The sequence below is a fragment of the Streptomyces sp. NPDC051136 genome (genome assembly GCF_044455745.1).
Classification (GTDB): Bacteria; Actinomycetota; Actinomycetes; order Streptomycetales; family Streptomycetaceae; genus Streptomyces.
The window spans coordinates 538,300-549,858 of record NZ_JBITFE010000001.1 but is presented as its reverse complement, the minus strand read 5'-3'; the positions used below and the strand labels follow the sequence as shown (position 1 = coordinate 549,858).

The window sequence follows — 11,559 nt, the reverse complement described above, 5'->3', positions numbered from 1 at the left end:
CGCGGTCCTCCCCAGGGCAGGGCTTGCGGAGGCGCCGCCCGGCGACGGCCGTCGCGCCGCGCCGGGCCTGCCCCCTGACTCGTCCTGCCCCGAAGGATGACATACCGTCCGGTCGGTCCCTAGGGTTGTGCACCGGTCTTTTCCTGGTGCGCCGCCGCCCGCCGGGCTTCTTGGTCCTGTTCCGCCTGCCCGATCACGCGGGCCAGCTCCAGGCGGGACCGGACGCCGAGTGCGGCGAACACCTTGCGCAGGTGGTAGTCGACGGTGCGGGTGCTCACCGCGAGGGTCAGCGCGACCTCGCGGTTGGTGGCGCCCTCGGCGACGTGCCGCGCGATGCGCAGTTGCTGCGGGGTCAGGCGGCCGAGGCGGGTCGGTGCCCCGTCGCCGCCGGGCTGCGGGGCGGCTCCGAGGGCTCGCAGTTCGTCGCGTGCCTGCGCGGCCCAGACTCCGGCGCCGCACCCCTCGAAGCCGGCCAGTGCGGCGCCGAGACGGCCGCGGGCCTCGCGCGGTCTGCGGCGCCGGCGCAGCCACTTGCCGTACAGCAGCGCGGTGCGGGCCCGTTCGAAGTCACCGCCCGCTTCGTCGTGTTGGGCGAGGGCGCGCCGGTAGAGGTCGTCGGTCCGCTCCGGCGGGGCGAGCAGGGCGTGGCAGCGGGCCAGCTGGGCGGCGGCCTGCGGGTCAGCGCCGAACGCCGCCCACCCGGCGAAGTCCGCGAGGACCTCGCGGGCGTCCTCGTGACGGCCGGCGAGCACCGCGGCCTCCACGAAGCAGGGCACGGCCAGCCGCCACACGGCGAAGTGGCCCCGCCCCGGTCCCGGGAGAACGAGCAGTCCGAGCCGGTCCGCGGCGTCGAAGGGACGTCCCCGGCCGAGGTCCGCGCGGGCCGCCGCCCACTGGGCGAGGGTGAGCGCCTGCGCCAGTCCGTGCCGCCGGGCCGTGGCCAGCGCCGCCGCGACGTGCCGGGCGACGACGTCCGGCTCCTCCTCGATGGACGCCGCGAGCGCCAGCACCGCCCGGTGGTGCGCCGCCGTGTTGCGCTGCCCGGCGCGCAGTGCGGTGCGCAGCCCCTCCTCCGCGTGGGCGCGGGCCTGGGGGTGCCGGCCGGCGCGCAGTTCGGCGTAGGCGAGGTACTCCAGCGCCTGCGGCTCCAGCCGGTCCGACCCGAGCTGCCGGGCGGCGGCCAGGGCACGGGCGCCGGCACCGCGGGCCGCGTCCACGTCACCGAGCAGCAGCGCGGCCGCCGCCGACCGCAGCAGCACCTCGGGCCGGTCCTCGGTCAGGCCGCGCCGCACCACCTGCCCGAGCGGTGCGCCCGCCCGGTCGAACCGTCCTTCGAGCAGTGCCCGCATGCCGATGCGGTGGTCCCGCACGGCGGACGCCACGGACGCCGACGTGTGGGACGGGTGGGCCGGATGGGACGCGGCGGGGCGGACGGCCGGGCGCGTGTGCGGGCGCCCGTGCGGGCCCGGGGTTCCGCGCGGCCCCCGTTGTTCACCCGCCCCCGGCGCGTGCGCCCCGTGTGCCGGGATCGCGGCCGCGGCGCGCGGTGGTGCGGTGGGACCGAGCGTGGCCAGGCACGCGGACAGGTCGCCGGCCGCCCAGGCCGCGTCGGCGGCGGCCAGTGCGGCGCTCGCGGCGTCGGCGGGCGCGTCCGCGGCGAGCAGGGACGCGGCGAGCAGCAGCGACTGGTGGGCGTCGCCGACCGGGCCGTCCCGGAGCTCGACGAGGCCGCGCACCAGCTCGGCCCGGCCCCGCACGGCGGCGGGAACGGCACCCTCCCGGGCCGCGGCAAGCAGCGGGCGGGCCTGGTGCGGACAGCCCCCGAGCAGGGCCTGCTCCGCCGCGGCGGTGTACCGCTCCGCCCGCCTCGCGGCGTCGGCCGTCAGCTCGGCGGCACGGGTGTACGCCGTCGCGCGCAGCCGGTAGGTGGCCGTCACGGTGCTGTCGGCCGCCGCCCGCGCGAGGTCGTCCCCCTGCCCCGGGGCGGGCGCCGGACCGCTCAACGACCAGGACCGGTGCAGGAGTTCGGGGAGCCGGTGGCCGCCGTTCCCCAGCGCTTCGGCCAGCGCGCGGTGCACGGCGCGGCGGGCGTCCGGGCTGGCGGTGGCGTAGACCGTACGGCGGACCAGCGGGCTGTGGAAGCGGAGCCGGTCTCCGGCCGGCGCGAGCTGCTCGGGCAGCGGTTGCGAACGGGCGCCGGGCCTCGATGCCGGCCGCAGACGCAGCAGCGCGTCACGGACCAGGGCGGCGTCGGCGTCCGGCCCGTCCGAGGCCCGTACGGCGGCCGCCACCGTCAGCAGCAGGTCCCGCGCGTGGCCGGACGGGACGGCCGGTGCGCCGCCCGCGGCCTCGGCGAGGGCCGCGGCGTCCGCCAGGGGACCGGGCAGCGGCCGGTGTCCCCGCAGTTCGGCCGGTGACAGCCGCCGCACCAGGGCGGCGAGGAGGGCCGGGTTGCCGTCCGCCTCGGCGAGGAGCTGCTCGCGGACGGCGGGGGCGGCGGCGCCGTCGGTCATGTCGTCGAGCAGGGCGGCGGCCCGGGACGGTGCCAGCGGGTCCAGGCGGACGACGGGCAGGTGGGCGAACTCCGGGGCCACGGCGCGGTCCGAGGCTGCGGAAAGGAGCAGGCCGACCCGGCCGACGGCGCTCAGGTGCTCCGCCGCGCGGGCGAGCGCGGTCCGGGCCGGGGTGTCCCACAGGTGGGCGTCGTCCACGCACACGAGTGCGGGTGCCGCGTCCGCCGCCGTCCGCAGGGCGGCGAGCAGTTGCTCGGCGGTGGGGCCCGCACCCTGGTCCGGGCCCGTACCGAGGTGGAGTACGGGACCGGCGTGGAAGGAGCGGGCTGCCCACTGGAGCAGAGTGGTCCGGCCCAGTCCGGGTTCGCCGGTCAGCAGGAGTCGGCCGCCGCGGCTGGGCAGCCCGTCCAACAGTGCGCGCAACGCCTTCCGTTGCGCGCCGCGGCCGTGGATCCGCACGGCCGTGCACACGGTCGTCTCTCCGGTCATCCCCGGGAGGTTACGCGCGCGTAACCCGAGGCGGAAGGCACCCGTCCGCCCGGGCCCGCGGTGGCTTCGGCGCTGTCACCTGCGAGAGCGTGCCGGGCGCCCGGTCCACGTGCTGTGCCGCCGCCCAACCGGGGCCGGCCGGGGTGGTGCGGCCGCACAGCGGACCGGCGACGGCCGCGAGGTGTCCGCGACCGCCGCCGGCGGGTGCCCGTCGGGCGTGGGGCCGAGAGGGTGTCAGGAGCCGTGCGGGCAGTTGCCCCGGTACTCCTCGATGGTCAGGCTCGGCCGGGGCAGCGGGCACAGGAACTGCTCGTAGCGGGTGTCGTTGTCGATGAACCGCTTGAGCCAGGAAACGCTGTACTTCGCGATCGTCGTGTTGGACGTGTTGGGCGAGAAGTGGGTCGCGTTGTTCAGCTCCAGGTAGGCCCGGTCGGTGGCGGACGGCAGACCGGAGTAGAACGGCTCGGCGTGGGAGGCCACCGGGGCGATCGTGTCGCCGTCGGCCCCCACGATCAGCGTCGGGGTGCTGACTTCGGGCCAGCTCTTGTCGAGGTTCCAGGGCGTCAGCGGTATCGCGGCCTGGAGCGACGGCCGGGACTTGGCGGCCTCCAGGGTGCCGCCGCCGCCCATGGAGTGGCCCATGACGCCGAGCCGGCTGCTGTCGATCCGGCTGCGGACGGCGCTGCGCCCGGTGAGGTAGTCCAGGGCGGCCAGCAGTTGCCGTCCGCGGGAGTCGGGCTGGTCCAGCGTGGTGTTGGTGTCGATGGTGAAGACGACGAAGCCCTGGGAGGCCAGGCGCGGGCCGAGCCAGGCGATGGAGGACTGGTACGCGGTGTACCCGGGTGCGATCACGACGGCGCCGAAGGTGCCGTCGCTCGTGCTGGTCGGGTAGTAGATGGTGCCGCCGCCGAAACCGGTGACGGAGAGCGAGGAGACGCTGGTGTCGGAGACGGAGTAGGGACCGCGCAGCGCCTCGATGCTCGCCACGGTGGGCGCCGGGCCCCGCTCGTACGGGTTGTCGGCGGCCTGGGCGCCCGGGCCGGTGAGGGTGGTCAGCGCGACGACCGCGGCCACGGCGGCCGTCGTGCCGGCGAGTCGCCGCCGGGCGCCTCGCGGGGAGCGTGGGGCAGCGGTGGCGGCGTGGGTGTGGGGCTTGCGCACAGGGAGGTCCTCTCGGTCGTGGCGAGCGGCCCGGCCGGTGATCGCACACGCCCCGGAACACGTGGGGTCGCGTCCCGGGACAACCGCCGGAGGGGCTTCGCCGATGAGCTGGCGGTGCCACTGTCGACGGGCGAGGGGCCCAGCGGGATCGGCAGAATCACCGGCCTCGTGCGCCGAGGGCAACGGCCACCCCGGCGGTGGAGCCGCTCCGGCGCGCCGGAGGCACGGGCCCGGGCACGGCGGGCCGCCGGAGGACGCCCCGGCGGGAGCACTGCGGAACGCGGACATCACCAGGCCGTGCGCCGGACATCTCGGGCCTCTCGGACACCGTGGGACCCGGGCCGCGGAGGTCTCGGGCCGCCCGGACGCCGCGAGGCCCCGGCGGCGGGAGAGGCCACGGAGTTTCCCCGCCCCGCTCGGCGCCCCACGGCCCCGCCGCTCCCCCGGCGCCGCCCGCCCTGTCCTGGCCCCCGGGCCGTGTGGCACGCTCGGCATCGGCCGGGCCGTGGGGCGCCGGCCGTCCTGGAGGAACGTCGCCGGGCCCGCACCGGGTCCGGCACCGTGGAGAGGCGGCGGCATGCGCATCGGACTGCTCGGTACCGGCCCCTGGGCGGACATGGCGCACGCCCCCGCCCTGGCCGGGCACGACGAGCTGGACTTCGCGGGAGTGTGGGGGCGTCGCCCGGACGCCGCCGCGGAGCTGGCGCGGCGGCACAGCACGCGCGCCTACGACGACGTCGACGCCCTGCTGGCCGACGTGGAGGCCGTCGCCGTCGCGCTGCCTCCGGCCGTACAGGCCTCTCTGGCGGTGCGCGCGGCGCGGGCCGGGTGCCATCTGCTGCTCGACAAGCCGCTCGCGCCGACGGTGGCGCAGGGGCGGGCGGTGGCGGAGGCGGTGCGGGCGGCGGGGGTCGCCTCGGTCGTCTTCTTCACCACCCGGTTCCAGCCCGAGACCGGGGCGTGGATCACACAACAGGCGGCCGAGGACGGTTGGTTCACCGCGCGGGCGCAGTGGCTCGGCGCCGTGTTCGGCGACGGTGACAGCCCGTTCGCCGACTCGCCGTGGCGGCGGGAGAAGGGCGCCCTGTGGGACGTGGGCCCGCACGCGCTGTCCGTGCTGCTGCCGGTCCTCGGTGACGCCCGGCGCGTGGCGGCGGCCGCGCCGGGCCCCGGGGACACCGTCCACCTCGTCCTCGACCACACCGGCGGTGCGTCCAGCACGCTCACGCTGAGCCTGACGGCACCGCCCGCCGCGGCGGGGGCCACGGTGGAACTGCGCGGCCGGGCCGGTGTGACGCTGCTCCCGGAGACCGCGGAGGGCCCGGTGCCCGCCCTGCGCCGGGCCGCGGACGCGCTGCTCACCGCGGCCGGCGGCGGGCGCCCGCATCCGTGCGACGCGGCGTTCGGGCTGCGGGTCACCGAGATCCTCGCCGAGGCCGAGGCCCTGCTGACCCACCGGGACTGACCTCGGTCGGCCGTCGGCCGCTCCCGGTCGAGGGAGTCGCCGCCCCGGGTCCCGCCAGGTGCCGCAGGTCGCCCCACCGGAATCAGGCCCGATCGCCCACGGAGCGCGGCTTCGACCCGGCGACCGGGCCGCGAGGCCGCACCGGCCACCCCCGCGACCCGGTCCCGTCGTGGAGCGTCTCCCCTCGCGCTCCCGTCACGACCTGCGCGAGGCACCGGGGCACGTCCACGGTCGGCCCACGGCCGGACGTCCCCCGGTGCGGCCGGTCGCGGTCAGCGCCCGGCGTTCGCGGGACGGAAGTTGATCCGCTCCCGCACGACCGGGTAACCGGCCTTGGCGAAGTTGGCGGCCATGGGGTGGTTGCCCCGGTCCGTCCCGGCGGTGACGAACTCCGCGCCCCGCTCGACCAGGAAGTGGGTGCACTCGGCCAGCAGGTCGTAGGCGTACCCGCGCCCGCGGTGTTCCGGCACGACGCCGATGAAGCCGACGCACGGACCGGACGGGTTGTGCGCGGGGATGTGCATGCCGGCGAGTTCGCCCTGCGGGGTGTACGCCAGCTGCCACCACTCCCGCGGTGACGGGCACCAGTGGAAGAAGTCGAGCTCCGACTGCGCGGCCCGGTCGAGCCCGCCCTCCGCGATGTCCATCAGCGCGTGGGCGTCCAGGGTGACGGAGTGGATGCGGCGCACCGCGTCGAAGAACACCGCGTCGTCGGGCTCGGCGCGGAAGTCCAGGCGGCCGGGCCGCTCGGGGAGCCCGCACTCCGGTGTCCACCGGTACAGGAAGCGCTCGACCAGGAGCTCGTAACCGGCCGCCCGCGCGGCGGTGAAGCGGGCTTCGGTCGCGAGGCGCACGACGGGGTCCTCGCGCCAGGTGCCGGGCGGGTTCAGTTCCAGCTCGACCTGCCAGGGCGCGGTGCGCAGGAGTTCGGCTCCGGCCTCCTCCTCGCCCTCGGCCACGTCGAACCAGTTGACGTTGACGGGATCGCTGTCCTCGGGTCCGCCCCACCAGGCGGCCCGGGCGACGACGGTGCCGTCGCGCAGGGCGACGCGCTTCCAGTCGGGGCGGTGGACGGTGCGCCGGTGGGCCTCGCGGGCGCCCAGCGGGTCGGGCATCGTGTCGAAGAGATGGGCGTCGCTCGCGTCGAGCGCGCGGATGACCGGATCGGTCACGGGTTCCTCCGGGAAGGTGTACGCCTGGTGCGCTCCCGGTCAGTCGAGGTACGCCGGGACTACGGGGAGGGAGCGCGAGGGTGGGATGCACTGCACGGCTCGGCCCTCCTTCCGTCGGTCTCGGGGCGTCGGGCACACGGTACGGGGCGCCGCACGAGTCCCGCGACCCCTTTTCCCTCCGAGCGCCGCCTGCGCACCGCCCGCACCGCCGGACTGCCGCACCGCCGGACTGCCGTACCGCCGTACCGCCGTACCGCCGTACCGCCCGCGCCCTGCTCTCCGCGTGCGCGCGGTGCGGTGGCATAGGAGCGTGGTGGTGTGCGAAAGGTGTCCGCCCTGCCACCGCGTCGGGGCGAGGAACGGCGGAGCTGGCTGAGCGGGGCGCCGCCGCCCCGCTGGGTGCGGGTGCTCCCGCCGGCCCTCGTCGCGGCGATCTGCGCGGCGACCCTGCTCAGTCGCGAACCGCTGGAGATCGGCTTCCTGCTGGGCGCCATCCCGCCGCTGGCCGTCCTGTCGTACGGCCCGCTGGCGACCGCCCTGCTGGGCGGTGTGGTGATCGTGCTGCTGCACGTCCCGGCGCTCCAGCTCGACCGGCCGGGCGACGCCGACCTGTTGACCATCGTCTTCGTCGCCGTGCTGAGCGTCTTCGTGTCCTTCGTGCGCAGTCGCCGTGACGCCCAGCTGGGTCTGGAACGCACGGTCGCCGAGGCCGCCCAGCGTGCCGTGGCTCCCCCGCTGCCCGAGCGGGTCGGGGCGGTGCGCTGCACGGGGCTGTACCGGGCGGCGCAGCGCGGGACGCTGGTCGGCGGCGACTTCTTCGACGTGCGGGACGGGCCCTTCGGCATCCGGGTGGTGATGGGGGACGTGCAGGGGCACGGTCTGTCGGCGGTGTCCACGGTCGCCTCGCTGCTGGGGGCGTTCCGGGAGGCGGTGCTCGACCAGCCGGACCTCGCGTCGGTGGCGGGGCGCCTGGACCGCAGGCTGCTGGTGGACTCGGCGGACGCCCGGCACGCCGAGCTGTTCGCGACCGCCGCGCTGCTGGAGTTCTCCGCCGACGCCGCGCAGGTGCGCGTCGTCGTCTGCGGCAACCCGCCGCCGCTGCTGCTGCGGGGTGCCGACGCCGGGGAGCTGGAGGTGGCGCCGTGGACGCCGCTCGGGCTGGGCCTCGCGGACGCCGGGACCATCGAGGCGTGCACCGTCTCGCTGCGTCCCGGCGACCGGCTGTTCCTCGCCTCCGACGGCGTGGTCGAGGCGAGGGACGGCAGCGGCGCGTTCTACCCGCTGGCGGAACGGCTGAGCGCGCTGGCCGGCGAGGACGCCGCCGCGCTCCCGGACCTGGTGTGGGCGGACCTCGTGCGCTTCTGCCCGGACGTGCAGGACGACGTGACGATGCTCGTGCTCACTCCTTCGCCGCCCGGCCGGTGACCGCCCGCTCCCCCGTCCCCTCCGTGTCGATGTGCGGCAGGATCCGGTCGAGCCACCGCGGTGTCCACCAGGCGTGCCGCCCCAGGAGCGTCATCACGGCCGGCACCAGGAGCAGGCGTACGACGGTGGCGTCGATGAGCACGCTCACCGCCAGGCCGAGTCCGAGCATCTTGACCACGATGCTGTCGCTGATGAGGAAGGCCGCGAAGACGCTGACCATGATCAGCGCCGCGCAGGTGATGACCCGTGCGGTGATCTCCAGGGCGTGCGCCACCGCCCCCTCGGCGTCCCCGGTCCGCAGCCACGCCTCGCGCACCCGGGAGAGCAGGAAGATCTCGTAGTCCATGCTCAGTCCGAAGATGATCGCGAACATCATCATCGGGACGTAGCTCTCGACGGGCACGGTGCCGGACACCCCGAGCGCCGGGCCGCCCCAGCCCCACTGGAAGACGGCCACGACGACGCCGTAGGAGGCGGCGATCGACAGTACGTTGAGGACGGCGGCCTTGACGGCGACCAGGAGGCCGCGGAAGACGGCGAGGATGATCAGGAAGGCCAGCGCGACGACGACCCCGATGATGAGCGGCAGCCGCTCGGCGACGATGTCGCGGAAGTCCACCTGTGAGGCGGTGGTGCCGGTGACGTACCCCTTGGCGTCGGTGCCGGCGACCGCGTGCGGCAGGGTGCTGTCGGCCAGCCGGTTGCTGAGGTCCGTCGTGGCGGCGCTCTGCGGGGCGTGCTCGGGGTAGACGGTGGCGAGCAGCACGTCCCCGTCCTGGGTCGCGGTCACCGGTGTCACCGCGGCCGTGCCGGACACGTCGCCGAGGCTCCTGGTGACCTGCGAGGCGAGGTCCGAGCGCTGCGACTGGGGCACCCCGCTCTGGTCGACGACCACGGTCAGCGGGCCGTTGGAGCCGGGTCCGAATGCCTCGGACATCAGGTCGTACGCCCGCCGGTCGGTGAAGGACGTGGGGTCGGCGCCGTCACCGATGTGGCCGAGCTCGATCGAGAAGACGGGGACGGCCAGAACGACGAGGGCCGCGACGCCGCAGGCCAGGAAGTGCCAGGGCCGCCGCTCCACGCGTCGTGCGTAGCGGTGCCAGGTGCCGTGCGGCTCGGCGCCCGGCTCCGCGTCGGTCTCCGCGACGGGCCGGCGTACCCGCAGGCGGTCGACGTGCCGCCCGAGGAGGCCCAGCAGGGCCGGGACCAGGGTCAGGGCGCCCAGGACGGCCGAGACGACCGTCACGGCCGCGGCGATGCCGAGCTTGCCGATGAAGGACACCCCGGACGCGTACAGGCCGAGCAGCGCGACGATCACCGTGCAGCCGGAGACCAGCACCGCCCGGCCGCTGGTCCCGGTGGCGTGACCGGCCGCCCGCACCGGGTCGGCGCCGTCCATGAGGTTCTGCCGGTGCCGGGTGATCAGGAACAGGGCGTAGTCGATGCCGACGCCCAGGCCGATCATGGTGGCCAGCGTCGGGGACACGGTGGCGAAGGTGAACGCCGCGGCGAGCAGGCCGAGGCAGGCCAGGCCGCCGACCACCCCGATCAGCGCCGTCACCAGCGGGGCGACGGCGGCCAGTACGCTGCCGAAGCCGATCAGCAGGACGACGATCGCGACGCCGAAGCCGATGAGTTCGCTCACCCGGTCGTCGGCGTCGGGGCGGGCCAGCTCGCCGAGCGCCCCGCCGTACTCGACCTCGGCGCCCGCCGAGCGCAGCGGCCGGACCGCGTCGTCGACCCCGTGCAGGTATCCGTCGCCCAGCTGGGAGGGCTGGATGTCGAAGCGGACGGTGACGTAGCCGGTACGGCCGTCCGCGGCCAGCGGGCCCTCGTCGTGCCCGCCCGAGGAACCGGTGGCCGGCGGGGCGGTGAGCGGGTTCTGTGCGGACAGGACGTGCGGCAGCTTCTGCAGATCGGCCACCGTGTCGGCCATCTGGGAGTCCAGCGAGGTCAGCGCCTTGTCGTCGTGCACGACGATCTGGCTGCTGTAGCCGCCGGCCGCCGGATCGTGCCGTTGCAGGACGTCCAGGCCCTGCTGGGAGTGGGACGAGGGGAGGGTGAAGTCGTCGGAGTAGTCCCCGCCGAAGGAGCGGTCGGCCAGGGTCAGCGCCACCAGGGCGACCAGCCAGCCGGCCACCACGATCAGCCCGTGCCGGGCGCACCACTCGCCCCAGCGCCGCAGTCCCCCCGCTCCCGCCGTCCCCTGTCCCCCGGCGCCGGTGCGCCTGCGTGCCATCGCCGTGGTCCTTCTGCCGGGGCGGATACGCTCGGTCACTCCCATTACACGCCGAGGCGTCCCGGGCGGCACGTCGGAGCCGGTCCCGCCGTCCGCTCCCGCTACGTCGGAGCCGGTCCGGCGGACCGCTCCGGATGCGGCGGCCGCATTGGCATTGAATGGTGTTATCGGGATATTCGGGACCGACAACAGCACGGCACCGAAGCAGCGATCCGGATCCGAGGAGCACTGATCATGTCGATGTCACAGCCCGACGCCTCCCGACCCTCCGAACCCCGTGCGGACGACGACCGCGCCACTCCGGACCACCTGCTCCACGCCCGCACCGGCACGGAGGTGTCCCCGGAGGACCTCGTCCTGGCGGCCGGCCGGGACGTCACCCCGCAGAATCTGGAGTGGGCCAGGCGCAAGCTGGCCGAGGAGGGCCCCTCGGCCCTCGACAAGCTGCTGCCCTGACAGCGGCGCGGAGCCCCCTGCCGGACCTGGTCGTCCGGCAGGGGGCTCCGTCTGTCCCGTGCCTGCGTCCGTCTCTGCGTCGGTGCCGTCGGTCGCGCGGTGCCGGGGGCGCCGCCTCAGCGCTCCGGCAGCTCCGTCTCGTCCTCCACCACGTGCACCGCGGCCTCCTCGGCGCCGGCCGCTCCGCCGTCGATGCCGACGTCCTCCGCGATCGTCTCCTTGGTCGTGTCCGTGCGTACGCCCTCGTCGGGGGCGACCAGGCGGCCCGAACGGTCGGTGCCCGCCTCCGGGTCGACCGGCTCGCCCTCGCCCCCGGGCTCGTCGCCCACCCCGTCCCCCTCGGGCACCGGCACGTCCGGCACCTCCTCGGCCAGCCGCTCGTCGAGGGTCTCGCCCTCCTGCTGCTCGGCGGCCGTGGTGCCGTGCTTGGTCACGCCCAGGGGCTTCTCCGGCGGGGAGTAGCCCTCGTCGAGCGTGTCGTCGTAGGTCCGCTCGTCGAGGGCGTCCTGGAGGTCGAGGGGCGCGGCGTCCTCCTGCTCCTCGTTGCTACCGGTGGGCTGGTAGACGTCGTCGGCCATCGGGTCCGTGCCCATCGCTGCCTTCCTCTCGCGCTCGCGTCGGCTCGTGCTCCAGCTGTCT

8 protein-coding genes are annotated in these 11,559 nt (G+C 76.0%); 3 read left to right on the top strand and 5 right to left on the bottom strand.

Annotated elements, in window-relative coordinates:
* Nucleotides 1-119: 119 nt before the first annotated feature.
* Both ACIBCJ_RS02355 and ACIBCJ_RS02350 read right to left on the bottom strand, forming a co-directional pair.
* Nucleotides 120-3,002: a LuxR C-terminal-related transcriptional regulator gene (locus ACIBCJ_RS02355; RefSeq protein WP_365978737.1), complete on the bottom strand. Its 2,883-nt coding sequence runs from the start codon at nt 3,000-3,002 to the stop codon at nt 120-122.
* Nucleotides 3,003-3,236: 234 nt separating this feature from the next.
* Complete coding sequence (locus tag ACIBCJ_RS02350; RefSeq protein WP_362092304.1) at nt 3,237-4,163, bottom strand: dienelactone hydrolase family protein; 927 nt, start codon at nt 4,161-4,163, stop codon at nt 3,237-3,239.
* 577 nt (nt 4,164-4,740) lie between these two features.
* Between ACIBCJ_RS02350 and ACIBCJ_RS02345 the strand changes: the two genes are divergently transcribed.
* Nucleotides 4,741-5,628 (top strand): Gfo/Idh/MocA family oxidoreductase, encoded by an 888-nt coding sequence (locus ACIBCJ_RS02345; protein ID WP_365978738.1) that lies wholly within the window; start codon nt 4,741-4,743, stop codon nt 5,626-5,628.
* A 272-nt stretch (nt 5,629-5,900) separates the two neighbouring features.
* Here the strand turns inward: ACIBCJ_RS02345 and ACIBCJ_RS02340 are convergent, their stop codons facing one another.
* Complete coding sequence (locus tag ACIBCJ_RS02340) at nt 5,901-6,800, bottom strand: GNAT family N-acetyltransferase (RefSeq protein WP_365978739.1); 900 nt, start codon at nt 6,798-6,800, stop codon at nt 5,901-5,903.
* A gap of 318 nt (nt 6,801-7,118) precedes the next feature.
* Here ACIBCJ_RS02340 and ACIBCJ_RS02335 point away from each other — a divergent pair, with 318 nt between their 5' ends.
* Nucleotides 7,119-8,225 (top strand): PP2C family protein-serine/threonine phosphatase, encoded by a 1,107-nt coding sequence (locus tag ACIBCJ_RS02335; protein ID WP_365978740.1) that lies wholly within the window; start codon nt 7,119-7,121, stop codon nt 8,223-8,225.
* Here ACIBCJ_RS02335 and ACIBCJ_RS02330 read toward each other — a convergent pair.
* A complete protein-coding gene (locus ACIBCJ_RS02330; RefSeq protein WP_365978741.1) occupies nt 8,200-10,464 on the bottom strand; it encodes an MMPL family transporter in 2,265 nt (754 codons plus the stop codon). The two genes, ACIBCJ_RS02335 and ACIBCJ_RS02330, sit on opposite strands and share 26 nt — an antisense overlap.
* 234 nt (nt 10,465-10,698) lie before the next feature.
* Here ACIBCJ_RS02330 and ACIBCJ_RS02325 point away from each other — a divergent pair, with 234 nt between their 5' ends.
* Entirely contained in the window at nt 10,699-10,920 is a 222-nt protein-coding gene (locus ACIBCJ_RS02325) for a hypothetical protein (protein ID WP_362092289.1), read from the top strand.
* Nucleotides 10,921-11,036: 116 nt separating this feature from the next.
* On the opposite strand, the gene ACIBCJ_RS02320 is transcribed toward ACIBCJ_RS02325, so the two are convergent.
* The gene (locus ACIBCJ_RS02320; protein WP_133885354.1) at nt 11,037-11,513 is read right to left on the bottom strand and encodes a DUF5709 domain-containing protein; all 477 of its coding nucleotides are present in this window, start codon (nt 11,511-11,513) and stop codon (nt 11,037-11,039) included.
* Between the last annotated feature and the right edge of the window lie 46 nt (nt 11,514-11,559).